General features: G+C 66.9%; 20 protein-coding genes and 1 pseudogene. 9 read left to right on the forward strand and 12 right to left on the reverse strand.

The window, feature by feature from the left end; all coding sequences use genetic code 11:
- Positions 1-4: 4 nt before the first annotated feature.
- From ACL58G_RS05815 to ACL58G_RS05840, 6 genes are all read right to left on the reverse strand, one after another.
- Entirely contained in the window at positions 5-910 is a 906-nt protein-coding gene (locus ACL58G_RS05815; RefSeq protein ID WP_440965680.1) for an alpha/beta hydrolase, read from the reverse strand.
- Positions 900-3,923 (reverse strand): glycosyl hydrolase family 28-related protein, encoded by a 3,024-nt coding sequence (locus ACL58G_RS05820; protein ID WP_440965682.1) that lies wholly within the window; start codon positions 3,921-3,923, stop codon positions 900-902. Before ACL58G_RS05820 ends, ACL58G_RS05815 begins: the two co-directional genes overlap by 11 nt.
- A 6-nt stretch (positions 3,924-3,929) precedes the next feature.
- The gene (locus ACL58G_RS05825; RefSeq protein WP_413337514.1) at positions 3,930-5,252 is read right to left on the reverse strand and encodes a gluconate:H+ symporter; all 1,323 of its coding nucleotides are present in this window, start codon (positions 5,250-5,252) and stop codon (positions 3,930-3,932) included.
- A 13-nt stretch (positions 5,253-5,265) separates the two neighbouring features.
- Positions 5,266-8,235 carry a TonB-dependent receptor plug domain-containing protein gene (locus ACL58G_RS05830; RefSeq protein ID WP_440965683.1) on the reverse strand — a complete coding sequence of 990 codons (2,970 nt, stop codon included), beginning with the start codon at positions 8,233-8,235 and terminating at the stop codon, positions 5,266-5,268.
- A 73-nt stretch (positions 8,236-8,308) separates the two neighbouring features.
- Positions 8,309-8,845: a gluconokinase gene (locus tag ACL58G_RS05835; protein ID WP_413381262.1), complete on the reverse strand. Its 537-nt coding sequence runs from the start codon at positions 8,843-8,845 to the stop codon at positions 8,309-8,311.
- Between the two features lie 241 nt (positions 8,846-9,086).
- Positions 9,087-10,163: an AI-2E family transporter gene (locus ACL58G_RS05840; protein WP_413381264.1), complete on the reverse strand. Its 1,077-nt coding sequence runs from the start codon at positions 10,161-10,163 to the stop codon at positions 9,087-9,089.
- 133 nt (positions 10,164-10,296) lie between these two features.
- Here ACL58G_RS05840 and ACL58G_RS05845 point away from each other — a divergent pair, with 133 nt between their 5' ends.
- Positions 10,297-10,845, forward strand: a complete 549-nt coding sequence (locus ACL58G_RS05845) for a putative glycolipid-binding domain-containing protein (protein WP_440965684.1) — start codon at positions 10,297-10,299, stop codon at positions 10,843-10,845.
- Here the strand turns inward: ACL58G_RS05845 and ACL58G_RS05850 are convergent.
- The gene (locus ACL58G_RS05850) at positions 10,812-12,041 is read right to left on the reverse strand and encodes a DUF418 domain-containing protein (RefSeq protein WP_440965686.1); all 1,230 of its coding nucleotides are present in this window, start codon (positions 12,039-12,041) and stop codon (positions 10,812-10,814) included. The genes ACL58G_RS05845 and ACL58G_RS05850 overlap by 34 nt on opposite strands.
- A gap of 298 nt (positions 12,042-12,339) precedes the next feature.
- Between ACL58G_RS05850 and ACL58G_RS05855 the strand changes: the two genes are divergently transcribed.
- The 4 genes from ACL58G_RS05855 (at position 12,340) to ACL58G_RS05870 (ending at position 16,251) form a co-directional block, all read left to right on the forward strand.
- A complete protein-coding gene (locus ACL58G_RS05855; protein WP_440965688.1) occupies positions 12,340-13,497 on the forward strand; it encodes an MFS transporter in 1,158 nt (385 codons plus the stop codon).
- Positions 13,498-13,644: 147 nt separating this feature from the next.
- Positions 13,645-14,268, forward strand: a complete 624-nt coding sequence (locus ACL58G_RS05860) for a DUF4254 domain-containing protein (protein WP_413381272.1) — start codon at positions 13,645-13,647, stop codon at positions 14,266-14,268.
- The gene (locus ACL58G_RS05865; RefSeq protein ID WP_440965690.1) at positions 14,265-15,122 is read left to right on the forward strand and encodes a glycosyltransferase family 2 protein; all 858 of its coding nucleotides are present in this window, start codon (positions 14,265-14,267) and stop codon (positions 15,120-15,122) included. The genes ACL58G_RS05860 and ACL58G_RS05865 overlap by 4 nt, the downstream gene beginning before the upstream one ends.
- On the forward strand, positions 15,082-16,251 hold the full coding sequence (locus ACL58G_RS05870) for a glycosyltransferase family 9 protein (RefSeq protein ID WP_440965692.1): 1,170 nt from the start codon (positions 15,082-15,084) through the stop codon (positions 16,249-16,251). The genes ACL58G_RS05865 and ACL58G_RS05870 overlap by 41 nt, the downstream gene beginning before the upstream one ends.
- Here ACL58G_RS05870 and ACL58G_RS05875 read toward each other — a convergent pair whose 3' ends face one another.
- Genes ACL58G_RS05875 through ACL58G_RS05885 form a run of 3 tightly spaced genes read right to left on the reverse strand, consistent with a single transcriptional unit; the run spans position 16,252 to position 20,381 of the window.
- Positions 16,252-17,304, reverse strand: a complete 1,053-nt coding sequence (locus ACL58G_RS05875; protein WP_440965694.1) for a glycosyltransferase family 9 protein — start codon at positions 17,302-17,304, stop codon at positions 16,252-16,254.
- A gap of 30 nt (positions 17,305-17,334) precedes the next feature.
- Positions 17,335-18,705: a N,N-dimethylformamidase beta subunit family domain-containing protein gene (locus tag ACL58G_RS05880; protein ID WP_440965695.1), complete on the reverse strand. Its 1,371-nt coding sequence runs from the start codon at positions 18,703-18,705 to the stop codon at positions 17,335-17,337.
- Positions 18,702-20,381 carry a carbamoyltransferase family protein gene (locus ACL58G_RS05885; RefSeq protein ID WP_440965697.1) on the reverse strand — a complete coding sequence of 560 codons (1,680 nt, stop codon included), beginning with the start codon at positions 20,379-20,381 and terminating at the stop codon, positions 18,702-18,704. The genes ACL58G_RS05880 and ACL58G_RS05885 overlap by 4 nt, the downstream gene beginning before the upstream one ends.
- 163 nt (positions 20,382-20,544) lie before the next feature.
- On the opposite strand from ACL58G_RS05885, the gene nudC reads away from it, so the two are divergent.
- Positions 20,545-21,366, forward strand: a complete 822-nt coding sequence (gene nudC, locus ACL58G_RS05890; RefSeq protein WP_440965699.1) for an NAD(+) diphosphatase — start codon at positions 20,545-20,547, stop codon at positions 21,364-21,366.
- A gap of 12 nt (positions 21,367-21,378) precedes the next feature.
- Here the strand turns inward: nudC and ACL58G_RS05895 are convergent, their stop codons facing one another.
- Complete coding sequence (locus ACL58G_RS05895; RefSeq protein WP_440965701.1) at positions 21,379-22,251, reverse strand: hypothetical protein; 873 nt, start codon at positions 22,249-22,251, stop codon at positions 21,379-21,381.
- 149 nt (positions 22,252-22,400) lie between these two features.
- Here ACL58G_RS05895 and folE point away from each other — a divergent pair, with 149 nt between their 5' ends.
- Positions 22,401-22,967, forward strand: a complete 567-nt coding sequence (gene folE / locus ACL58G_RS05900; protein WP_160410791.1) for a GTP cyclohydrolase I FolE — start codon at positions 22,401-22,403, stop codon at positions 22,965-22,967.
- 182 nt (positions 22,968-23,149) lie between these two features.
- Positions 23,150-23,425: pseudogene (locus tag ACL58G_RS05905) on the forward strand (transposase); the annotation flags it as partial.
- 113 nt (positions 23,426-23,538) lie between these two features.
- On the opposite strand, the gene ACL58G_RS05910 reads toward ACL58G_RS05905, so the two are convergent.
- Positions 23,539-23,961 (reverse strand): hypothetical protein, encoded by a 423-nt coding sequence (locus tag ACL58G_RS05910; protein WP_413381289.1) that lies wholly within the window; start codon positions 23,959-23,961, stop codon positions 23,539-23,541.
- Between the two features lie 35 nt (positions 23,962-23,996).
- On the opposite strand from ACL58G_RS05910, the gene ACL58G_RS05915 reads away from it, so the two are divergent.
- On the forward strand, positions 23,997-24,695 hold the full coding sequence (locus tag ACL58G_RS05915; protein ID WP_413385942.1) for a (2Fe-2S)-binding protein: 699 nt from the start codon (positions 23,997-23,999) through the stop codon (positions 24,693-24,695).
- Positions 24,696-24,703: the final 8 nt, after the last annotated feature.

The following is a 24,703-nucleotide window of genomic DNA, read 5'->3' on the forward strand; positions in this document are numbered from 1 at the left end:
CCTTTCAAGGTGCGGGCACGCCTTCCGGCTTGCGCGAATGACTCCCGATACTGCGCGGGATGAGCCAGCCGCCGTCGGCGAGCCAGTCCGCCAGGCGATCCGGCCAGTGCTGCAGCGAGATGCGTTCGCCGCGCTGGCCCACGTTGAAGGCGTGGTCCGTGTCCGCGTACAGGTGCAGCTCGGCCGACACGCCGGCCTTCACGAGCTGCTGGTACAGGGTGATGGTGGGCGGCATGCAGCACGTGTCGCGCGAGCCGGCGACGAGGAACGCGGGCGGCGCACCGTCCACGGCCTTCGCGGGAGAGCCCAGCGGCCCGGGATACACGAGCACCTGGAAATCCGGGCGCGCGCTCTGGCGGTCCAGCGCATCCATCTTGCCGCGCGGCGCGGGCTCCGGATTGTCGGCGACGAGCGACACGAGTTCGCCGCCCGCCGAAAAGCCCATGATGCCCACGCGCTGCGGGTCGATGCCGTATTCCCCCGCATGCGCGCGCACCCAGCGCACGGCGCGCCGCAGGTCGGCCGCGGCGTCGCCTTCGATGCTGTAGCCGGCGGAATCCGGATCGCGCGCCAGCCGGTATTTCAATACGAAGGCCGTCACGCCCATGCGGTTCAGCAGCTTGCCCGCGACGACGCCCTCGTTCTGGAACACGAGCATGCGATGCCCGCCACCCGGCACGACGACGATCGCCGCGCCGTTCGCATGGCGCGGGTCGGCGCGCAGCACCGTCAGCGACGGGTCGTGCACGTTGCTGACGTACGCCCCGTCCGTCAGCTTCTCGGGCTCGCCGTGACGCTTTTCGGAACCGGGCGCGCCGTCGGGCCACAGTTGCACGGCCTGCTGGGCGAGGGCGCTGCCGGCGCAGCCCAGCGCCAGCAGCATCGCCACACAAAGGCGCTTAGTCGACATGGCTCGTGTACAGGCTGTGGTGCGTCAGGATGAACAGCGTGCGCTTGTCGGCGCCGCCGAAGATCAGCTGCAGCGGCCGTTCCGGCACGTCGATGCGGCCCCGTTCCTTGCCGTCCGGGCCATAGATGAACACCTGGCCGTTGGCGACATAGACGTTGCCGTCCGGGCCCATGGTCGCGCTTTCGCCGCCGCGGTCGGCGACCTGCTTCAGGTCCGTGATGGCGCCGCCCTGGCCCACGAGACCGCTGAACGTGCGGTTCTCGGAACCGTTCGTGAAGATCACGCGCTCGCCCACACGGGCGCTGGTAAAGCCGTGCGTGTCCAGCGTGTCGGACCAGCGGTAGCCCAGGTGGTCCGTCGGGCCCTGGCGCGTCACGCGCCATGCCGGGAGCACGAGGCTGCCGTCCGGCGACACGTATTCCTGCGCCTTCGGCTTCGCCACGTCGCGCGCGAACATCTCGCTCAAGGTGGTGAACTCGTAGGTCTTCGGATCGATCTGGTCCTGGAACTCGCCGTTCTGCCAGAAGTTGACGGGAATGGCCACACGCGCATCCGCACGCGCCGCGACCGCCGTCGGCTTGATCATCGTGTAGCCTTCCGGCGTCGGCGGCACGTCCGGCTTGAACGCATACACGCTCGCGTTCGGACCGTAGTGCGACACGACCATCACGTTGCCGCTGCGGTCGATGGCGAGGTTGATCGGGTCGAGCGGCGTGTCGCGCACGATCTCCAGGCCGCGGTCATGGCTCCATGCGTGGACGCGCTTGAAGTGGCGATCGATGAAGTACAGCTTGCCGTTGGCGTCGACGGCCGCGCCGGCGATGGAATAAAAGCCGTCCGCGACCTTCTCGACCTTGCCCAGCGGTGCCGGCGCGGCCGTCTGCTTGCCCGTGTAGTCGAGGATCGCAAATTCCCGCTCGCGCACCTGGATGTTGTGCGTGACGTCGGTGATGGCGTTCTCGTACGGGTACTTCGACGCGCGCAGGTACGTGGTGCAGCCGTTCTCGTCGCAGGTGGCGAAGCCGCTCTCGCCGTTCACGTGCACGTTGCGAAAGCGGATGTCGCTGGAATTCGCGATGCGCACGGCCGTCACCGCCGGCTTGATGGAGCGGGTGACGCGGTAGCCGTGGTAGTTCGCGATCAGGATGTTTTTCGAATTCCGGATATCGAGCGACACGGAATCCATGCCGTCGCGGACTTCCTCTTCGGTCTGCGGCGCATAGAACGACCAGTTCTCCACGCCGTCCAGCACGATCTCGTTGCGGATGTGGTGCTCGGCCGAGAGTTCGTACACGCGGCCCGGCGTCTTCGTGTTCGTTACGTAGAAGCCCGCCTGGGCATAGCCGCTCGGCGACCAGATGCCGGTGAACGTGCCGCCGCCGCCGTCCGTCACCCAGACACTCGGGTACTGGCGGTCCCACCATGCCGTCGTATCCCACCGCTCCGTCTTCTTGTACGGATCGGCGCGCGTGCCGTCGTACAGGCGCGTGCCGTGGCCGCCCTGGATGCGCACGTCGTCGACCAGCGATTGTTCGCCCGCGCGCCACAGCAGCGCGACGGCGCGGTTGTTGACCTCACCGGTCGCGAGGCCGATGCCGGACACGATGCCGGCGCCGCCGCGCGCGCTTTCCAGCAGCGCCTTCGGCGTGTCGACGCCCTGGAACAGCGGCGAGCCGTTCGGCAGCACGAGCTGCGTCAGGCCCGGGTGCAGGCCGACGATCACGGTGTCCGGCTTCATGCGGATCGTGTCGTTGACCATGTAGAAGCCCTGCGGCAGGTACACGACGCGGTTGCTGTCGATGGCTTTCTGGATCGCGGCCGTGTCGTCCGCGCGGCCGTCGCCCTTCGCGCCGAACTTGTGCACGTTGGCCCATTCTTTCGACGGCGGAAGCGCTTTCAGCACACGCTGCGGCGTGACCCTGGCGCTCAAAGGCGCCGTCTTGTAGTGGGTCGTGAAGCGGCCCGGCGTGCCCAATTGATCGAGCTTCATGCCGTAGTTGAGTTCCGTGACCTCGTACGCGCGGCCGGCGCCCGCGAGGGTCTTGCCGCTGTCGCGGAACTTCGCGAAGGTCGGCACGTTCTTCGCGCTGGCGTGGTCGAACGCGATCTGCGTGTAGACGTTGTCCTCGTTGCTGATGACGACGGCGGCCTTCGCCACGTTCTCGAAGCGGACGTTCTTGGCATACAGCCAGTCGCCGTAGCCGCGGTCGATGTCGATGCCGACCGGGGTGTCGCGGATGTCGACGTTGTCCAGCGTGAGCCCGGCCTCGTGCTCGCGGATGGCGGCGTCGCGCTGGCCGTCGAACGTCGCGTCGACGAGCGTGAACTGCCAGGCGGGCGACGTCTTTTCGGCCAGGATGCCGTAGCGGCCGCCGTGGAATTTCAGGTCGTACGCGATGTTCCCGACGTGGTAGACGCCGGCGAGGCCGCTGCCGATATGGAAATCGATGTGCGACAGGTTCGAGTGCTGCGCCGTGTGCATGCGCACGCCGGTGGCGGCCGGGTTGCCGTCGCCGATCTCGAAGTCGACGTTCGACAGCACGGAATAGAAGGTGGCGGAGTTCGCGTCGCGCACGTCCTTCTCTGCGCCGACGGCGCCCGCGACGGGCATCGGCACCTTGCCCACCGTGTACTGGTCGCCGCCGGTGAAGATCACCATGTTGGCGACGCCCTGCTGGAAGCCCGGCGTCTTCGGCGCCAGCACGAACACGGGACGCGTCGCGCCCACGCCGTACACGCGCACGGCGAGCGGAATCAGGATGCTCTTCGTGATGCGGTAGCGGCCCGACGGCAGGAACACGACGCCGCCTTCGCCCTTGTTGGCGGCGGCGTCGATGGCCTGCTGGATGGCGGCGGTGTCGTCCGTTTTGCCGTCACCCTTCGCGTGCACGACGACGGCGCGCGGGTCCTCGGGCATGGTCTGGAAAGCCGATACGGATGCGGCGGAAGCCGGCGTGGCGAGTACGAACGCCAGCGCCAATGCGGCAGGAATCGTTGAAAGCGTAGTCTTCATTTATAGTTATCCTTGAGTGACGAACAGCGACAACAACATCACGAACAGCAGTCCGAACACGCCGACGAGGGTCTCCATCATCGTCCACGAGCGGAACGTATCCTTCAGCGACAGGCCGAAGTATTCCTTGAACATCCAGAAGCCCGAATCGTTCACGTGACTGAACATCAGGCTCCCGGCACCGACGGCCAGGACCATCAGGTTCGGGTCGACGCCGGAGCTTTCCACGAGCGGCCCGACGACGCCCGCCGCCGTGATGCCGGCCACCGTGGCGGAGCCCAGGCACACGCGGATCAGCGTCGCCACGGCCCAGCCGAGCAGCAGCGGATGCACGGGCATGTGCGCGAGCTGCGTGCCCAGTTCCGCGCTGACGCCGGAATCGATCAGCACCTGCTTCAGGCCACCGGCACCGGCGATGATCATCAGGATCGGCGAGATCTCGCGCAGCGCGCCCGCGGCGCTGTCCGTCACTTTCGAGAACGGCTGGCCGCGGCCGATACCCAGTGTCACGACCCCGACGGCGTACGACAGCAGCATCACGACGAGCGGACTGGATAGAAACGCGAGCGGCTTGGACAGGTCCGGGCGGATCAAGGTGACGAGCGTGAGGGCGCCCAGCAGCACGACCGGCAGCAACGCGGTGAAGAAGCTGTTGAAGGTGCCCGGCAGCTCGCTGTCGGGAATCGCCTGCTGCGCGGTGCGGAACATCGGCGCGGGCTCGCCGCGGATGTGTTTCAGCGACATGGCGAAGATCGGCCCCGCGATGATCAGCGTGGGGATCGCGACGACGAGGCCATACAGCAGCGTCTTGCCCATGTCCGCGTGCACGGCGACGACGAGCGCGGTCGCGGACGGGTGCGGCGGCAGGAAGCCGTGCGCGATCGACAGGCCCGCCAGCAGCGGCATGCCGAGCGCCACGGCCGGACGGCCGGACTGGTACACGAGCGAGAAGATCAGCGGGATCATCAGCACGAAGCCGACGTTGTAGTACAGCGGCATGCCGACGACGAAGCCGGTGACGGTCATCGCCACCGGGATCCGCGCCATGCCGAGGCGGTCGACGAGGCTGATGGCGATGCGCCGGGCCGCGCCGCTGTCGGCGATCAGCTTGCCGAACACGGCGCCCAGGCAGATCACGACGACCAGGGACCCGAGCAGGTCACCGATCCCTTTTTCGATGGCGCCCGGGATCTTCGCGGCGGGCATCCCAAGCATCAAGGCGGCGACGATGGCTGCGACGACGAACGCGAGGAGCGGCTGAATCTTGCCCCACGCGATCATCACCGTCAGCAGGCCGACCGCCAGTAGTACTGACAGCAGGTTCCACATGGCCGGCCTCCGGTCAGAAGTTGTAGCGCAGGCCGGCGCGGTAGGTGCGTCCCACGACGTCGTACAGGGCCGGGTTGATCGCGAAGCTCGGGTTGGCCTGCGGTGCAGGTTCCGGATCGCGGTCCGCCAGGTTGTCGATCTTGAAGTAGACCATCATCTGCTTCGACACGTTGTAGCTGCCGCCGAAGTCGACGTAGGTCGCGCCCTTCATCTTGTTGTCGTAGATGGTCGGGTGGATCAAGGTCGACACCGGGCAGTTCGTCTGGCACTCGATGTACTCGTTGCTGTACTTGCCGTCGCTGAACCAGCGCTCGGTGAGGGTCAGGCTCAACTTGTCGTTGTCCCACGACTGCGTGGCGAGCAGCTTCCACTTCGGCGTGTTGCCCAGGTTGACACCAGCGCCTTCCGACGGGATCGTGCCGACGACGCCCGAATCCGTGATGAAGTGCAGCGTGCGGGTGGCCAGCGCGCGGACGGTGAAGCGGCCCGGCAGGTTGAATCTGTCGAGGTTCGTGCGGTACGCCGACTCGATGTCGAAGCCTTTCAAATGCAGCGAAGCGAGATTGAAGTTCTGCACCGTGACGTAGTTGTTGCCCGGGCTGTTCAGCTCCATCGCCTGGCAGATCTCCTGGTTGCCGGCCACGCACAGGTCGACTTCCTGCTGGATCGACAAGGTCGAGATCACGTCGTTGACCTTGATGTCGTAGTAGTCGAGCGACGTCGAGAAGCCCGGCGCCCAGCTCGGCTGGCTCAGCACGATGCCGAACGAGTTATTACGCGCGATTTCCGGACGGAGCTTCGTGTTGCCGACGGTGCGCTGCTGCACGCTGACCGTGTTGCCCTGGTACTGCACCTGGTTGTTGACGACGACCGGCGCCGCGAACAGTTCGGAGAGGTTCGGTGCGCGCACGTCCTTCGAGCTGACGGCGCGGAAGCGCAGGCCGTCGATGGGCGTCTTCCACGTGGCGCCGATCTTCCAGCTGCTGACGCTGCCGGCGGTGCTGTACTTGGTCTGACGGTCGGCCAGGTTCAGGTTCGCTTCGCCCCAGGTGTCCGACTTCAGTACGGGCAGGTTCAGCTCGACGTACGCCTCGCGCACGTTGTACGCGCCCGCGCCGTTGTGATAGTTACCGGCATACCAGTTGTTGCCGACCGTGCTGTTGAGGGTCGGGTCGGCGGGGTAGGCTGCGCCGCCGATCGAATCCGGGGAAACGCCGGCGCCGTACGGATCGCCGTGCACGTCGTACTTCTCGCGGCGCCATTCGGCACCCGTCGCCATCGACAGCGGGCCCGCCCAGCCTTCCCAGATCTCGCCGTTGAAGTTGGCGCTGGCCACGTCCTGGCTCTGCGTCGTGCGCTGGATCGGGCCGGCGCCCGGCGCGACATAGCCCCACGCGGCCGGATCGACCGGGTTGTTGCCGATGATGTTCAGCGGCACGCAACCGTTGGCGGCGGCGACGGCGTTGCGGCAGACGATCTTGCCGCTGGCATCGCGCACGGCGTCGATCGCATTGTTGTAGCGCGTGTTCAGCGTGATGTCGTGGACGTTGATGTTGGTCGTGTTCTCGCCGTGTTCCGCGTAGGCGTCGTACGACCACTCCTTGCCGAACAGGTTGAACCTGCCGTCCGCGCCCACGACGAAGCGGCGCTGCGTGCGCGTCGGGTGGACGTTGATGTTCTCCGGGAAGATCGCGTTCGCCGTGCCGTACTGGAAGCTCTTGATGTTGTTGGCCGCGCAGGCCGCCGCGATCGAGGCGGGCAGGAACGGGTTGTCGCACTGGATCGTCAGGTTGGCCTGCTTGGCCGCGCCCGGGTTCGGCGAGAAGTGCGATTTCACCTGCGCATAGTTCGCGGTGAAATAGATCTCGTTATCCGCGTCGAGGTCCCACGACAATCGCGTGTAGGCGACTTGTCGCTTGAAATTCATCGCGAGGTTCGTACCGGCGCCCACGCTGCCCGAGAGGTCGCCGCCCACGCAGAACGGATTCACGCAGTTCGTGACCTGGCCGGTGCCGGTCGGCACGCCGTTCGAGCCGTAGTTGAACTGGTACGGCACGCCGCCGTCGCCGAACGCGGTGCCCTGCAGCGGGCCGCTCGTGATCAGGCCGTATTTCGAATACTGGTATTGCTGGGCGTGGTCGATGGCCATGTATTCCGGCTTGCCGTCGGTGGTCTGCGACAGCGGACGGCGCTGGAACACCGTGTTGCGGTACCACGTGCGGCCACCCGCGCCCACTTCGCCGAAGCCCGGCGAGTCGATGCCGTTTTCCTTGCTGAATTCGCCGCTGACGGTCGCGTGCAGGCGGTCGTCCATGAAGCCCTTGCCCCAGGCGGCCTGCAGGGTGCCGCTCTTGTCGTCGTGGTAGCGCGTCTGGCCGCCCTCGACGTTGGCCTTGAAGCCCGTGAATTTCTTATCCGTGATGAAGTTGACGACACCGCCTACCGCATCGGAACCGTACGACGCCGACGCGCCGCCCGTCACGACGTCCACGCGCTTCACCAGCAGTTGCGGGAACTGGCTGACGTCCGTGACGCCGGTGACGTTCGCGCCGACGACGCGCTGGCCATCGAGCAGGGTCAGGGTCCGGATGGTGCCCAGGCCGCGCAGGCTCAGCGAGGACAGGCCCTGGATGCCGCTCGAGGTGCTGTTGGTGCTCGTCGTGCGGCCCGTGCTGCCCTGCAGCGCCGGCAGTTCGGCCAGCGTGTTGAACAGGTTCGGCTTCGCGGCCTTTTCGAGGTCGGCACTGGACAGGCTCGTCGTCGGCGTCGGCTGCGTGAAGCCGCGGGCCGCGATGCGCGAGCCGGAAATGCGCACGACGTTCGCTTCCGGGACGGCGGGGGCGGCTTCAGGCGCCTGGGTTGCCTGGGCATCCGTCGCCGGCTGTTGTGCCGGTTCGGCTTGCTGCGCATGGGCGGCGCCGAGCATGCCGCAGGCGCTGGCGACGGCGAGGTTGATGAGGGTGCGTTGTAGTGGTGTACGCATGGTAGTCTCCATTATTCTCATGTGGTCGGCATGCCGCCTCGGATGGGCGGCTGGGCCGGGTGCGACGACTGACTTAGTGATTGATCGATGCGATGATGCTGGCCACCAGGGTTTCTGGCGGCTGGGTAATGTCCAGGGTGATGCCGGCCTCGTCCGGCTGCAGCGGCTCGAGGTCGCGCAGCTGGCTGTCCAGCAGGGTAATCGGCATGTAGTGGCCGATGCGCGTCTGCATGCGCGCCGCGATCGTGCCGCGCGGACCATGTAAATGGGCGAAGCGCAGGTTCGGGTCGGCCTGGCGCAGCAGGTCGCGGTAGCGGCGTTTGAGCGCCGAGCACGACACGACGACACCCGTGCCGCGTTCGCGCGCGGCGCCGATCTCGTTGGCCAGGGCTTGCAGCCAGCCGGCGCGGTCGTCGTCCGTCAGCGGGACGCCGGCCGACATCTTGACCACGTTGGGCGCCGGGTGATACGCGTCGCCCTCGAGGAAGGCGACGTCGAACGCCGCGGCGAGGGCGGCAGCGATCGTGCTCTTGCCGCAGCCGCAGACGCCCATGATGACCCAGCGGCGGCCTTCGCCCGAGGGATTGGATACATCGCTTGGTGATGCCATTCTGTCTCTCTTTCTGTCAATTCACAGCGACCGTTAGCGCTATCATTTTTGCCAAGTCTTCAATAAGGCGGCGGGTTTGTAAAGTGTTATTCATGTTGCGGAGCAAACCTTGCGGGGGGCGGCTCATGCAATTTGCATGAAATGACCGGGAGATTGCTGTTTCCTCAGAGGGAAACTGTGAAAATTGGACTGATAGCGCTATCAGTTGTGCACGGCGGCATTATGGGAGAGCGTGTGGCGTTTACAACACGTTTGCATCACCGGACGTTGGCGGAGTCGTGACCTTGGTCCGATGCAGGCGCATTTGCACGACAAACATCCGCAGCGCGGCCAGGAAGGGAACGGAAAGGAAGATGCCGGACACGCCGGCCAGTTCCTCGCCGGCGAGCAGGCCGAACACGACGAGGATCGGCGGCACGTCCACGCCCTCGCTCATCAGCCAGGGGCTCAACATATAGTCCTGGAAGACGCGGTAGCCGCCGATGAAGACGATGATCCAGCCCACGTGCTCGTAGCCGCTGAACAGGGCGACGCCGACGATGGCCGCCGCCGCGACGAGTGGCCCCAGCACGGGAATCACTTCCAGCACGGCCGCGACGCCGGCCAGCAGCAGGGCGAACGGCACCCTCATCAGCGACAGCACGAGACCGTAGGCGAGGAGCGTCGCCAGCGACAGCAGGGCCAGTGCCCGCACATAGCTCGACAGCAAGGTGTTCAGGCCGTGCAGCACGTCTGTCCAGAACGCGCCGTTGCGGCGGTGGCGCATCGCCACGAGCAATTCGTCGAAGACATGCGCCTGCAAAATCATCAAGAAGCTCAGGATCGGGACGACGATGACGTAGATCAGGTTGCCGGCGAGGTGCACCAACCCGTAGCCGATGTTGCGCACGAACGGCATCGCCTCCGCCGAGCCGCCCTGCAACAGGTCGCGCAGGAAGGCGGCCAGGCGCGCGCGCAGGGGTTCGAGCAGGTGGGGCAGCGGCAGGCGCCGCTCCAGCGTGGCGGGATCGAGCAGGGTCGGCAACTGTTGCGCCAGGGCCGTGGCCTGCTCGGCCACCGTGTTGCCGAACAGCCCGACGGCCAGCGCGACGAGCCCGACCACGACGAGGTAGACGAGGCATAGCAGGAGCGTGCGCGGCACGCGGCCGCCGACGACACGCTGGGCCAGCACGAACAGCGGATAGATGAGGTAGCTGAACAGCACGGCGATCAGCATCACCAGCAGCGTCGTCCGCACGAGAAAGACACCATACAGTCCTGCAATCACCAGCGCGGCCGTCCACACCACGCGGGCCGTACGCGCATCGATACCGAACACGGCGTCTCCCTGTCAGCAACCCGCCGCGGCGGCGGGCCTTGTCATGATGATACGACCAGGCCTTCTTCGCTGGCGCGCAACACGGCCGCCCGGTGCTACATTAGGCGTGCATGGAACACGGAAGGAGGGCGACGTGAAACGCAGCTATCGCTGGGCAACGGAGCAGGGTGGCGGCCTGGAGCATGTCGAGCTGGAGACCGGGGAGGCCGGCGTGACGGCGGAAGGTGTCCTCATCGGCCCCGCCGGCGGACGTCTGTTCGCCTGCAGTTATCTGTTGTGCTGCGACGAGCACTGGCGCGTGCGCAGCCTTGACGTCCATGTCGCGGGCAAGGGGCGCGTGAGCCTGCGCGCCGACGGGGCCGGCAACTGGACTGACGCGGGCGGCGCGCCGTTGCCGGCGCTGCAGGGCTGCACGGACGTCGACCTGTCCGGCAGTCCCTTCACGAACACGCCGCCGATCCGGCGCCTCGGCGATGCGCTGCATGACCGCCAGGAAATCCGCGTCGCGTACGTCGACCTGCCCAAGCTCGACGTCCAGCCCGTCGCGCAGGCGTACACGCGCGTGGCGCCCGACCGGGTGCGGTTCGAAAGCCTGTCCCGGCCATTCGCCGCCGACCTCGACGTCGACGGCGATGGCGTCGTGCTGCGCTACGAGGGGTTGTTTACGCGCGTCGCGGGCTGAGGGCTTTGCGTTGACGCCGCGCCGATCCACGTCAGGCGGTGCCACAGGGCTTCCAGCGGGCCTTGCTTATGGTGCTTGAGCCACCAGGCGCTGAAGCAACCCTGCAGCATGGCCAGCACGATGCCGATCGACAGCGCCGCGACGGTGCCGGTGACCTCGTACAGGCCGAAGCCGAAGCCGTGGTACAGGGTCGTGCCGACGATCGATTGCATCATGTAGCTCGTCAGGCTCATCCTTCCCAGCCAGCGGAGCGACCCCAGCACGCGCGCGCCGGCGGGACGACGGTACAGCAGGGCGAAACCCGTCACGAGCAGCAGCATGATGTCCAGGTTGAGCAGCGGCTTGGCGATGGCGTCCAGCGGCCGGCGCAGGGCCTCGGCGGGGAACCACGCCGCCAGGTGCCCTTGGATGAAGATCAGCGGACCGAGCAGCAGCAACGCCCCGAAAAAGACGCGGCGCCAGATGCCGATGTTCCTGTCATTCACGGCAAACAGCCCGAGGCGGCCGGCCAGCATGCCGAACATGAACAGCGCGGGAATCTGCAGGAGGCGGCCCATTTCCCAGCTCCACAACAGCACGGCCTGCTTGCCGTTCGTGAGGTTGCCGATCCAGACGTCGAGCAGTGAGCCGTGCTTCAGGTATTCCTCGGCGCGGCCGAAGTATGCCCAGGAGGCGGGATCGGGCAGCTTGCCCGGCGCACTGCCCAGCGCCGCCAGCGCATCGAACCACGCGACCGGCTGCAGGCTGAGGAAGCAGGCCAGCAGGAAGACCGTCCACGTGCCCAGGCGCGCGACGGGAATCAGCACGAGGCCGAGCACGGCATACATCGCGAGAATGTCGCCCTCGTAGAACGCGGAATTCACGAGTCCGAACCCGAGCAGGAGCAGCATGCGCCACGCGAAGCGCGGCCGGAAATCCTCCCCGCGCCGGGCCCGGGCGTCGTCCTGCAAGTGGAACGTCAGGCCGAACAGCAGGGCGAAGATGGCATACGACTTGCCGCCGAACAGGGCGAACATCGTATCCCAGATGTGTTGTCCCAGTTCTTTCAACCAGGCCGGCTCGCCCGGCGGCGAAAAATAGAGATCGAAGTGCTCGATGTTATGCAGCAGCATGATCGAGACGATGGCAAAGCCGCGCAGGGCATCGACCAGGTCGAGGCGGGAGTCGGTACGGGGCATGTCGGGGGAGGGCGTCATGGTATTCCTGTCCGTTTTTGGGCCCGGCCATTCTAGTTTGGAATCGTTTTCATCTCCACTATATTTTTTACAACGCCCACGCTTATTTCTCGTTATAAGTTCACATCTGGTTACAAACTGCCCGTGTTTGTCGGCATCCCGCAACGCTGAAAATTTTTTCCGAGTGGCAAAGCAAAGTTCTCGCAAACCGTTTAGAATTGCCTCCCATCAGCTTTCCACGCGCCAACCGCTCGGTTGGCGTTTGCTTTTTGATCCAGACATTTTTTTAAAAAAAGTCATCTACTAAATGCAAAATCATTTGCCCGCTACTGCTGCCGCCCGCTCCCGCAGCCTCCCGCTCGCGCAATCGCAGTCGTTCGCCCTGCCGCTCCTGTTCACGGTATTCGGCGTGATCATGGGTTCGTGGGCCGGCCGCATTCCGGCCATGGCCGAACGCGTGCACGTGTCGCACTCGGCGTTGTCGATGGTGCTGCTGTGCGGCGGCCTCGGTGCCGTTCTGTCGTACCCTATTTCATCGCGCATGATGAGCTCGCTTGGCGCCCGCAAGACCATGCTGTTTTCCGGCCTGGCCCTGCTCGCCGTGCTGGTCGCCATCGGCGGCGCACCGACTGTGCCGCTGCTGATGATGGCCGTCCTGAGCCTGGGCATCACCGCCAGCACGTTCGACGTCGCCGTCAACTCGACCGCCACCCGCCGCGAAAAGCAGTCGGGCAAGTCGGAACTGTCGAAACTTCACGGCCTCGGCTGCGCCGGCGGCCTGGCGGGTGCGACCCTGGGCAGCCTGATGGCCGGCCTGCACATCGCGCCGCTCACGCACTTCGTGATGCTGGCCAGTCCGCTGGCCCTGGCCCTCTACTATGGCTATGCGTCGCTGGATGCGGACGACACCGGTGAAGTCGTCGAGAAAAAATCGTTCTCGCTGCCGCGCGGCCCGCTGCTGTTCCTGGGCGCACTCGGCTTTTTCGGTTCGATGGCCGAAGGCAGCATCGCCGACTGGAGCGGCGTGTTCCTGAAGGAGCACTTCGGTGCGTCGGACGGCCTGGCGCCGCTGGCCCTGTCGTCGTTCTCCGTGATGATGCTGCTGGCCCGCCTCGGCGGCGACAAGCTCAAGGTGCGCTATGGTGCCCGTTCGCTCGTCACCAGCGGCTCGATGCTGGGTGCCGCCGGCCTGTTCTTCGCCGTGCTGTCGCCGAATGCCTGGTTCGCCCTGTTCGGCTTCGCCGTCGCGGGCATGGGCCTGGCGCTGGTGTTCCCGTTCGTGTTCAGCGCGGCGGGCGCGCAGGGTCCGGCGGCATTGGCCGGCGTGGCCAGCATGGCCTACAGCGGCAGCCTGATGGGCCCGCCGGTCATCGGCGCCATCGCCCAGGGCATGGGCATGCAGATCGCCATCGCCTACATCGGCGGCCTCGCCTGCCTGATCGCCTTCGTGGCCAGCCGTTCGCGCCTGCTGAAGTAATCATCCTTTCTTCCTCGTTCAGGGCGGTGCCGATGGCGCCGCCCTTTTTTGTTTGCGCTGTGCCAAGCCCGCGCGCATTCCGCAGAACTCCAGTACGCCTGCGTACTCCAAGCAAACGTCGCTCGTCTGCCCAGGATCGGAGTTGCCATGCAAAGCGAAATCGATGCCGTGTCCGTCGTCTGGTTCCACGACCGCCAGCTGCGCGAACGCGATTGGCCCGTGATGTCGCACGTCGCCGCCGATGCTGGTGTATGGGAATGGATCGCCGCCAATCACCGCTACAACGGCCTGCTGTGGCGCGAGGAAGACCGGGCGCGCCGGCTCGACGTGCCGCCTTCCGAGATCGCGGCCGGCAAGCGCCTGATCGACCGCTACAACCAGAAACGCAACGACGCGGTCGAATCCATCGACGAAGCGCTGCTGGCCGGCCTGCGCCACGTCGTCTGCGTTCCCGATGCGCGGCTCTCCAGCGAAACGGCCGGCGCCATGATCGACCGCCTGTCGATCCTCGCGCTGAAGATCCACCACATGCGCGCGCAGACGCAGCGCGTCGATGCGGACGACGCCCACATCCGCGCGTGCACCGCCAAGCTCGACCGCCTGCTCGCGCAGCGCCAGGACCTGATGGCCTGCCTCGACCTGCTGCTCACGGAAGCGCGGGCCGGACGGGCCTATTTCAAGCTGTATCGTCAATTCAAGATGTACAACGATCCCGCGCTGAACCCGTACCTCAACGGCCAGGTGCAGGGGGATGGAAGGGCGGCGCCGTGAACGAGACGATCGACGTCGTGATCCCGACCCGCAACCGCCCCGCGGCGCTCGCGGTCACGTTGACGGCGCTCGGCGCGCAGACCTGGCCGGCCTTGCGCATCGTGCTTGCCGACCAGTCGGATGGCGACGGCGTCTGCACGCATGGCGAAGTGCAGGCGGTATTGCGCTACCTGCGCGTTACCGGGCGCAGTGTCGACACGTTCCGGCGCCCGCGCCGCCGCGGCATGGCCGAACAGCGCGCCTTCCTGCTGGCCCACGTGCGCTCGCCGTGCTGCCTGTTCGTCGACGACGACGTGATCCTCGAACCGGACCTCGTCGCCCGTCTGCACGCCGTCCTGCGGGAAGAGGAATGCGGCCTCGTCGGCAGTGCGCTGCATGGATTGAGCTACCTGGGCCAGTTGCGGCCGATGCAGGAAGCGATCGAATTCTGGGACGGTCCCGTGATGCCGGAAACCGTGCGGCCCGGCAGCCCGGCGTGGGCGCGTCATCACCTGCACAGCGCGGCGAACCTCTTTCACGTGCAGACCCGCCTGGCGGACGAGACCGGAGCGACGCGACGCTACAAGATCGCCTGGGTCGGCGGCTGCGTGATGTTCGATACGGCCAAGCTGCGCGCGGTGGGCGGCTTCGACTTCTGGCGCGACCTGCCGGCCCAGCATTGCGGAGAAGATGTACTGGCCCAGCAGCGTGTGATGGCGCTGTACGGCGGCTGCGCGATATTTCCGTCCGGCGCGTATCACATGGAACTGCCGACGACCATCACGGCACGGGCCATCGATGCGCCGTATGTGTTGCCGCTCAGTGAGCCACACGATGAGCCGCACGACGAGCCGCACGATGCGACCGGCGAGTGACCGTGTCGATGACATGCGTGTAGACGACATGCGTGTCCACGACATGCGTGTCCACGACGTGCGTGTCCACGACATGCGTGTCCACGATGTGCGCAAGATCGTCGTGCTGCGGCCGGGTGCGGTGGGCGACTTCGTGTTCGCGCTGCCGGCCCTGCACGCGTTGAAGCAGGCGTATCCCGGGGCCGAACTGGTCCTGGCGGGAAAAGCCTGGCATCGTGCGTTCCTGCACGGGAGGCCAGGGCCGGTCGACCGGGTTGTCGAGGTGCCGCCCGTGCAAGGCGTCGGCGCACACGAGACTTCGAAAGACGAGGTCGAGCGCTTCGTCGACGCGCTGCGCGCCGAGCGTTTCGATCTCGCATTGCAGATGCATGGGGGAGGGCGTCATTCGAATCCATTCCTGTTGCGCTTCGGTGCACGGCTGACGGCGGGGGCCTGCGCGCCGGGTGTGCCCTTGCTCGATCGCTGGGTGCCGTTTCGCCAGCCCAGCCCGCGCAGGCTGGCCTTGCTCGAGATCGCGGGCCTGGCCGGCGCGGAGATCCAGTGGCCGCTTGACGCGCAACCGGAACTCGCGCTCACGGAAGCCGACCGGCACGAGGCTGCGGCGATCATGCCCGGGCTGGCCGGTAAACGGCTCATCGTGCTGCAGCCGGGGTCGACCGATCCGCGGCGCTGCTGGCCGGCGCCATCGTTCGCGGCGCTGGGCGACCGGCTCGCGCAGGACGGCGCCTGTGTCGCCGTCAACGGTTCGCCGGACGAAGTGGATCTTGTGCACGAGGTCGTGGCGCGCATGCACGCGCCGGCCGTCGCACTCGCAGGCCGGCTGAGCCTGGGCGGGCTGTGCGGCCTGCTGGCGCGCGCCGCGCTGCTCGTGTCGAACGACACCGGCCCGCTGCACCTGGGCCTGGCGCTCCGTGTGCCGAGTGTCGGTATCTTCTGGCTGACGAATTTGATCGACGGAATGCCGTTGCGGCCCTCGACCCTGCATGCGGCCATGTCGGTGCGGACACGCTGCCCTGTTTGCGATCAGGACAATCTGCGAGCGCGCTGTCCGCACGATGTGAGCTTCGTCGCCGATGTCGGCATCGACGAGGTGGAGGCGCTGGCCCATGCGGCATTGGCTCATCAATAGTCACCAGTAAGGCCACATGCCGACACTGCGCTGGCGGCTCGGCGCCGTGCCGGCCAGCAATGCGCGTGCATGTTGCAGCACCACCTGGGCGCGCTCCGCACCGGGATCCCAGATGCAGCGGTGCGTGTGGCGGTCGAGCGGCGCCCAGCGGGCAATGTCGGCCTTGCTGAACACGACGACGCTTTTGAGCCCGAGGCCGGCCGCGATGTGGGACACGCCGGTGTCGTTGCAGAGCAAGAGCCTGGCATCACGCATCAGGACGGACATCGCACCGATCGAGATGGGCGCGGCGGCGTCGAGCGGCGGGTGGTGCATGCGGGACGCCACGTCGGCCGTCAGGTCCGCTTCCTCGGCCGATCCCGTCAACACCACCTTGAGGCCGAACTCGGCGGCGAGGCGGTCGCCGACCTCCGCAAACAAGGCCGCCGGCCAGCATTTGTCCCGCTTGCGCGCGCCCGGGTGGATGCACACGTAGGCGCCGGGCGTGAGTGCGGTGCCGAGGCCGCTTGCGCGCCACTCGTCTTCGTCGTCGTGCGACAGCGGAAATTCCAGGTGGACGCCGGTCGATGGTGCGCCGAGCTGCTCCATCAGCGACAGGAGGCGCTCCGGCTCCGCCCCGACTTCCGGATAGGGAAACAGGACGGTGCGGTCGCGGACGACGGGCGCGCCACGGCAGAACCCGGCCATCGCCTGCGCGCCGAAGCCGCTGACGATGTCGTTGCTCACGTCGCCACTGCCGTGCAACTGGAGCGCCAGCGCGAACTGGCGGGCGCAGAGACTGTTGTAGAAACGCGCGAGCGCCTCCTGCCGTACCGGTTGCTCGGGCAGCAAAGGGTGGCCGGGAAAGGCGATGAATTCATCGACGTACGCACTGAACCGGTCTGCGAATTGCTGCGCCCACGGCAAACCCACCAGCGCGATGTGGGCACGGGGCACGGCGGCGCGCAGCGCACGCAGCGCGGGCACCGCGCACAGCATGTCACCCAGGTGAAGGGCGCGGAATACGATGACCGAAGGCGGATCGAGGCGCTGCAGCAGTGGTCGACGGTACATTGTTGCTCCTTTGTCGCCTGAGTTGCCGCGCTACCTTCGCAACAGGCCATCAAGGACATTGCGCGTGACGCGCTCCAGTTGGCGATCCCGGCCGGCGTCGAGGACTTGCGCCCAGTCGGTGGTTCCGGCAGAAAACACGGTGCCGTTGCGTGTGAACAGGCCCATGGCGGCCGTGTGGATGCCTTCGCCGGCCGCGTGGCGTGCACGTGCCGGCAATTCCTGCCAGTCGGGGCCCAGGCGCGCCGCCGCCAGCAATGCATAGCCGTCCGGCGTACCGTCCCCGTCCGCCCAGACGGACAGCAATGCGCCATGGTCGGCATCGAAGACGTCGAGCGGAACGCCGTCGCATTCATAGCCCGCCAGCGGCGGCCAGCTATGCCGTCCGAGCGCGTCGCCGCGCGCCAGGCCGGTCTCCGTGAAGATCCAGTGATCGGGCTGCTGGACACGATAGCCGCCGGACCTGCGCGGACCATCCCACGAGCCGCCGCCATGCCGGTAGCTGGCGCCGCTCAAGCTGTCTTCGGGACGCGCCGCGCCGCGGGGTGACCACCATTGGTCGCGGGCGCCATGCGGGCCGCCCTGGTGGCAGACGATGGCCGTCCCGTCAGCGACGACGTGGATGCGCCACCAGCACACATTGCCGGCGAAGAAAGCGAGATTGCCGCCGCGGGCGACGAAGTCCTCGACGGCATCGCGTGTCGTCGTGCTCCAGTATTCGTCATGGCCGGCCGCGACCAGGAGGCGGTAGCCCGCGAGCAGCGCCGGGTCGGCGTGGATGTCGAGGTCCGTGCAGAAGTCGGCGCGGTAGCCATTGCGTGCCAGCCAGCGGATGAAGCGCGCGTCCCAATGGGCGAAGGTCTGGCGGGGCGATGCGGTGTCGTAATGGTCGGCGGCGCACCATACCGGCCCGCCGATGCCGCCGCCGGGACGGCGCAGCGAGACGCGCGCGCCCGGTGGCTCGATCGAGCGCGGCGGGTGGACGTAGAAGCAGCCGCCGCCGCTGGCGTTATAGGCGTGGTACGTGGCCAGCGGCAGTTTGTAGAGCAGACCGCCGGGCATGCCGCGTTCTCCAGGCCGTGCCAGCACGACGAACAGGGCGGCCCCGTGGCCGCGGGCCAGGTCGAACGTGGTCTTGCGTCCTTCTTCTTCGAGGTCGGCAATGACCACGGCCGAGGGCCAGTCCGGGGGGATCGGAAAGGGATAGGCCGGCCAGTTCCAGTCCGCGTCCGGCGCGGCATCGGCCGCCCATGCGCCGGGCAGCCAGTCGCTGCGCAGCATCTCGACCGGTCCGTCGCTCCAGCGGTAGAACGTGACGCGGAAACGGCGGCTGTCGGTCGACACGTGCAGCTGCAGCGTGGCGCCGGGCAGCACGCTGGCCCGTCCTGGATACGCACGGATCATGCGGGCAGCTCCGGTTCGATCCGTTTGGTCACGAGAAAGGGCGGTATCGCGAGGGCGTGCAGCGGCATGCGGCGGAACGAGGCAAGCGCTTCCTCCGGCGTTTCGACGATCGGTTCGTCCTTGCCGTTGAACGACGTGTTCAGCAGGACCGGCACGCCCGTGCGCGCATCGAAGCCCGTCAGCAGGCGGCGCAGCAGCGGGTCATCGTCCGGGCCGACGGTCTGCAGGCGCGCGCTGCCGTCCACGTGGGTGATGGCCGGTACCTGTGCGATCCTGTCCGGCCGGACCGGCGCGGCGAACTGCATGAAGGGCGAGGGACGCGGCAGGTCGAAGTATTCCCCGGCCCGTTCGGCGAGCACGACGGGGGCCAGCGGACGGAACCACTCGCGCTGCTTGACGCGCGCATTGATCCAGTCGCGGACTTCGGCCTGGCGCGGATCGGCCAGGATGCTGCGGTGGCCCAAGGCGCGCGGTCCGAATTCGCTGCCTTCCTGGTACAGGGCGAGGACGCGGCCCCGGCACAGCAGGTCGAGCATGTGGCTGCACATGGCGTCGGTGTCCGCGAGGTGGACGATGTGCAGATCGTCCCGGTCTGCCAGGGCGGCTTCGATGTCGTGGTGCCGCGGCAGGGGCCCGAGGTAGTCGTGGGTCCAGCGGTAGGCGCAGCCGGCGCCGGCCAGTTCCGCGAGGCCGTACAGCGCACAGCCCAGCGCGGTGCCCGCATCGCCCGGCGCGGGCGGAATGAAGACCTGCTTGAACGGCGTTTCGCGCAGCAGGCGTTCGTTGGCCGAACAGTTCAGCGCCGTGCCGCCGGCGAAGCACAGGTTGTCCAGCCCGGTCTCCGCATGCAGCCAGCGGGCCACGGCCAGGATGGCATCCTCGAACGCGCGCTGGCCCGCCGCCGCCAGGTTGGCGCAGTCGGCGAAGGCGACGCCCGGCTGGCCGTAGCGGAATCGTTCGTGGTCGCGCAGGATGTCGCGCCAGGCCGGCGGCAACGTCACCTGCCCGCCTTCGACGGCCAGTGGCGGCAGGCCCAGTGCATGCGGCTGGCCGTGCGGGGCGAGCCCCATCACCTTGCCTTCGTTGCCTTCGCCGGGGAAGATGGCTTGCGTCAGCAGGAAATAAAACATGCCGAGGCCGACGAGGCGCATGTCGTCCCGGTCCCACAGGTGCTTGCCGATGCAGTGCACGCGTTCGCGGTCGGCGCGGTAGAACGAGGCGACTTCGCGCCAGTCGCCCGGCACGTACGCCGCGCCGCTCCAGTGGTCGGTCAGGTCCGCGACGGGGCTGCCCTGGCCGTCGATGACCATGGCGGCGGCCTCGCGGAACGGCGACGGGTGGAACACGCTGTAAAGGTGCGCCAGGTGGTGCGAGATGCGCACATGCCGGCAGCCGGGGGCAAGGCGCAGCGTCGCGCCCAGTTCCGCGTCGTACCGGGCCTGGTGGCGCGCTTCGTCGTCGCACGAGAAGCATTCGACCACGATGTCGATGGGCCGCTCCGGCCATGGCAGGCGCGGTCCGTAATGGTCGCGCACGTCGCCCGGCCGGCCCCAATGGTGCTTGTGCCGCGTGAGCCGCTCCTTCTGGATCGCCCACACCAGCCGCGAGCCCTGCATCAGGCAGGCACTGGCGTCCTGGGTCCGGTTAATACCGAGCACGACGGGGACATCGGTCATCGTTACCTCCGCGTTGGGTTGCGCTGCGGTCCTGCTGAGGCTTGGAGCACGATGAGCTGGATTAGTTCATCCATTCGCGCGGTCGTTGGATGTCGATGGCGGCCTGAACGGTACGGCGAAAGACGGTATCATCGACGGCAGTGCCCTTGATGACGGATTCCTCATGCTCCAGACGCCCGCCTCGTTCACGCCCCTGATGGCTCCGCAGCAGGATGCCGCACCGCTGTCCTTCGTCTTCCATGGTGGGCGGCTGCTCGTGCGCGAGGCCGACCTCGGCCTGCCCGACGAGGCCGCGCTACGCAGCCTCGCGCTCGACCCGCCGCGCCTGCAGCCGGTGGGCCTGCTGGACGGCCGTTATTGCCAGACCGCCTGGGTCGACGACGAAGCCCTGGCTCCGCCCGGCCACGCCTGGCGCGGGCTGCGTTCGCTGTTCGGCGAGTTCGACGAAGGCCACCTCGGCGTGGCCGCGCGTGCCTGCCAGATCGCCGAATGGGCGCGCACGCACCGCTTCTGCGGCGCCTGCGGCAGCGGCACCGTGCTGGCGGCGGGCGAGCGCTGCTTCAAGTGCGTGAACTGCGGCCACATGGCCTATCCGCGCATTTCGCCGGCGATGATGGTCCTGATCCGCAATGGTGACAAGGTGCTGCTGGCGCTGCACACGCAGTCCGCCGTCAAACGCTTCGTGCCGCTGGCCGGCTTCCTGGAAGCGGGCGAGACGATCGAGGAAGCCGTGCACCGCGAAGTGTTCGAGGAAGTGGGCCTGCGCGTGCACAACCTGCGCTATTTCGGCAGCCAGTCGTGGCCGTTCCCGCACTCGCTGATGATCGCGTTCACGGCCGATTACCTGGACGGCGAGATCCGTACCGATCCCAACGAGATCAGCGAGGCGCGCTGGTTCGCACCGGGCGACGAGTGGCCGGAGCGCGTGCCGCACGTGTCGATCTCGAGCATGCTGGTCGACAGCCACCGTCCGCCCGGCCGCTGACGGCCGGCCCGCTTACGGTACGGGCGTAGCTGCGACCTTGCCTTCCACGCGCAGCGCCAGCGGCGTCTCTTCCGGCCGCGCGCCCGTGCTGCGCATGCGGACGACGCGCTGCATCAGGTCGAACCAGAAGGGGGCGCCGAACAGCGCGGTCGACGCCGTGACGATCCAGCCGGCGACCTGCAGCGCGAAATCGGCATTGGCTACCGGAGGGAACCGCGTCCAGCCGATCGGCAGCGCCATCATGGCGTCGAACACGGCCGGGTCGAGCGCGCCGGGCGCGTCATGGAGATGGGCCGCAAGGGCCGGCTGCTGCCACAGCGTGCGGAACAGGTGGATGCTGTCGATGTTGAACAGGATCGCCAGCAGCAGCGCCAGCAGCAGGGAAATCAGCATCTGGCGCCGTTTATAGGCGCCGGACATGCGCGCCATCGCGTTGTCGAACCAGCCAGCCAGCATGTCCTGGAATTGCTGCAGGTCGCGCGCCCGCCCGTACAGCCCGCGCATCACCTGCCGGACCTGCGCATCGGGAATCGTCTCGATGGCGTTGCCGAGCTGGGCGAAGTCGCCCGGCACTTTCCACAGGCTGTCCACCAGCGCAATCGCAAAATGCGCCGGTTCGATGTACGATGGCCGCGTACGCATGTCCCGTTCGCTCGGGTGCGTGCCGTCCGCATGCGGGTTGACGAGCGGATGCTGGTAGACGGCACGCGCCAGCCCGTCGAAGCGGGAGTCGTTGAGCATGCTCTTGACGCCCGCCAGCAGGGTGTTGGCACGCAGCCGGAACGCCGCGGCCAGCGCTTCCTGCAAGGTGCTGACGATCAGGGCGACCGTGCCATAACAAAATGTCAGGCCGATCGCGACTTCCAGGACGGTGCTCCCAAGCATGGCTGTTCTCCGCGCAGTGACAAGGACGTCGACTACGCTAGCGCATCCGCCACAGTCCGGCTTTCGTTTTGCGCAAGGAAGCCGCCGTCATCTGTGGATCCGCTTCATTTTCTATATACTCTCGGCAATCGAAAATTTTAGGGTTAACCATGTCTGACAAAGAAGTCTTCACCGAGAATGACTGGCGCCGCCTGCTGGTAAGCCTTGGCGAAGATCCCAATCGCTCCGGCCTGCACGAGACGCCCGCGCGTGTCGCCAAGGCCTGGAAACACTGGACTTCCGGCTACGACCAGGATCCGGTCGAGATCCTCAAGGCGTTCGAAGACGGCGCCGAGGAATACAACGAATTGATCGTCGTGCGCGGCATTCCGGTCTACAGCCATTGCGAACACCACCTGGCGCCGTTCTTCGGCAAGGCGACGGTGGGCTATCTGCCGAACGGCAAGATCGTCGGGCTGTCGAAGCTGACGCGCCTCGTCGACGTGTTCTCCAAGCGCCTGCAGGTGCAGGAACGCTTGACGGTCCAGATCGCCAACACGCTGATGGAAGTGCTGGAACCGAAGGCCGTGGGCGTGGTCATCAAGTGCCGCCACATGTGCATGGAAAGCCGCGGCATCCGCACGCCGGGCGAGGAAACCATCACGTCGACCCTCCTGGGCGAACTGCAGCCGAACCTGGCGCTGCGCACCGAGTTCCTGGCGCTGGCCCGCGACTGACGGCCTGCCCGACCCCGCACGCATGGCGCCGCAAAAAAAAGGCGCCATGATTCCGAACACGCTGCTAGACTGTATTTACTGGGCGCCGTGTTCGAATCCGTCGCGACAATGCGCTACGCCCCGTCGATGACCGGGAACCTGTTCCGGATCATGTGTCTCCAAGTGAATTTGAGGCGATCGACATGGCCAGGCAAACCTTTCCAAGCGATGTACCGCGTGAACAGTTCGAGACCGTGCGTGAAATGCTGGAAGCGGCCCGCCGCAAGACCCGGCCGCGCAAGCACGATCTGTACGATGTGTTCTGCGCCGTCCTGTACTTCCTCCACACCGGCAGCGCCTGGCGCAGCATGCCGCCCGAGTTTCCGCCCTGGCGCACCGTGCACGAATATTTCACGCAATGGACGATGCTGCGTGACGGCGACCGCACCCTGCTCGAGCAGGCGCTCGACCGGCTCGGGCGCACGGCCGAAATCGCGCGGCTGCGCCAGCTGACCGGGCAGCACTGATCCGGGCTGGGGGCGGATGACCGACTGGTCGCCGGCGGGTGTGAGCGCTATCCAGCGAGGCGGGACTAGCGCGTGGCCGCCACCGAGCCTTCCGCCGGCTCGAACACGAGCTTCTTTTTCGCATCCATGTGGAACACGCCGATCGGCTGGGCCTGCACATTGTCCGACGGTTCCGGCAACTGGCTGCAGGTACGGGTTTCCAGTTGCCACATCGCGTCGCCCGCGCGCAGCAAAAAGGTTTCGTCGCCCGTGGAGAACAGCTCGACGTTCAGGTCGGCCAGTGGCGTCTTGCCGAGGTCGAACTGGCGCTGGCAGTCCGGCAGGCGCGATGCGATCACCCGCAGGCCCACCTGTTTGCTCCAGAAATAATCCTGTGTGACAACCACGGTCAGGGCGTGGTCGTTGCTGTCGATCGTGTAGCTGGCCGATTCGTTGACGCAGCCGGCCAGCAGCAAGAGCGGTGTCAACAGGAGCAAGGTGGAGCGCATGGTCATTTCCGGGTTGCTGATGCTTCTGTGCATCACTGCGCGAGTATAGAGCGCTTCAAACACTTGCCGCAACGGCACGCTTCTCGCGCGCTCCGCGATTTTTTGATTTCGGAGATGATGAATCAGGCAATCCATCTTCGAAAGCGAGCAAAGTCATGCCAGACGATGACCAAAGTCTATCGGAGCAGCGTGCGCAGGGCGCGACGTTGGTCCATGCACCGCCGCAACCGCTCACCTTGCGGATCAATGGCGCCGAGCACAACCTGACGATCGAGCCCCGCGTGACCCTGCTGGACGCACTGCGCGACGTGCTGGGCCTGACCGGCACCAAGAAGGGCTGCGACCGCGGCCAGTGCGGGGCCTGCACGGTCCTCGTGGACGGCCAGCGCATCAACGCCTGCCTCACGCTGGCGATGATGCATGACGGCCGCGAGATCACGACCGTGGAGGGGCTCGCCCAGAGCGGGCAGCCGCATCCGATGCAGCAGGCGTTCATGGATTGCGACGGCTTCCAGTGCGGCTATTGCACGCCGGGACAGGTGTGTTCGGCGGTGGCGCTGCTGGATGAAGTGAAGGCAAGGCAGGCCAGCATGCTGACCGAAGGCGACCAGCTGGCGCCGGGGGCGCTGTCCGAAGACGAGATCCGCGAGCGCATGAGCGGCAACCTGTGCCGCTGCGGCGCCTATCCCAACATCGTCAAGGCCATCCACAGCGTGGTCTTGCGCCAGGCGTAGGGGGACGT

The sequence above is a fragment of the Massilia sp. GER05 genome, assembly GCF_052056005.1.
GTDB classification, from domain to species: Bacteria; Pseudomonadota; Gammaproteobacteria; order Burkholderiales; family Burkholderiaceae_D; genus Telluria; species Telluria orientalis.

What these genes read in the sequence shown, in the direction of transcription:
- ACL58G_RS05815 (WP_440965680.1), bottom strand. Translation starts at nt 910, where the DNA reads ATGTCGACTAAGCGCCTTTGTGTGGCGATGCTGCTGGCGCTGGGCTGC.
- ACL58G_RS05820 (WP_440965682.1), bottom strand. Translation starts at nt 3,923, where the DNA reads ATGAAGACTACGCTTTCAACGATTCCTGCCGCATTGGCGCTGGCGTTC.
- ACL58G_RS05825 (WP_413337514.1), bottom strand. Translation starts at nt 5,252, where the DNA reads ATGTGGAACCTGCTGTCAGTACTACTGGCGGTCGGCCTGCTGACGGTG.
- ACL58G_RS05830 (WP_440965683.1), bottom strand. Translation starts at nt 8,235, where the DNA reads ATGCGTACACCACTACAACGCACCCTCATCAACCTCGCCGTCGCCAGC.
- ACL58G_RS05835 (WP_413381262.1), bottom strand. Translation starts at nt 8,845, where the DNA reads ATGGCATCACCAAGCGATGTATCCAATCCCTCGGGCGAAGGCCGCCGC.
- ACL58G_RS05850 (WP_440965686.1), bottom strand. Translation starts at nt 12,041, where the DNA reads ATGACGCCCTCCCCCGACATGCCCCGTACCGACTCCCGCCTCGACCTG.
- ACL58G_RS05860 (WP_413381272.1), top strand. Translation starts at nt 13,645, where the DNA reads ATGCAAAGCGAAATCGATGCCGTGTCCGTCGTCTGGTTCCACGACCGC.
- ACL58G_RS05870 (WP_440965692.1), top strand. Translation starts at nt 15,082, where the DNA reads ATGAGCCGCACGACGAGCCGCACGATGCGACCGGCGAGTGACCGTGTC.
- ACL58G_RS05875 (WP_440965694.1), bottom strand. Translation starts at nt 17,304, where the DNA reads ATGTACCGTCGACCACTGCTGCAGCGCCTCGATCCGCCTTCGGTCATC.
- ACL58G_RS05880 (WP_440965695.1), bottom strand. Translation starts at nt 18,705, where the DNA reads ATGATCCGTGCGTATCCAGGACGGGCCAGCGTGCTGCCCGGCGCCACG.
- ACL58G_RS05885 (WP_440965697.1), bottom strand. Translation starts at nt 20,381, where the DNA reads ATGACCGATGTCCCCGTCGTGCTCGGTATTAACCGGACCCAGGACGCC.
- nudC (WP_440965699.1), top strand. Translation starts at nt 20,545, where the DNA reads ATGCTCCAGACGCCCGCCTCGTTCACGCCCCTGATGGCTCCGCAGCAG.
- ACL58G_RS05895 (WP_440965701.1), bottom strand. Translation starts at nt 22,251, where the DNA reads ATGCTTGGGAGCACCGTCCTGGAAGTCGCGATCGGCCTGACATTTTGT.
- folE (WP_160410791.1), top strand. Translation starts at nt 22,401, where the DNA reads ATGTCTGACAAAGAAGTCTTCACCGAGAATGACTGGCGCCGCCTGCTG.
- ACL58G_RS05910 (WP_413381289.1), bottom strand. Translation starts at nt 23,961, where the DNA reads ATGCGCTCCACCTTGCTCCTGTTGACACCGCTCTTGCTGCTGGCCGGC.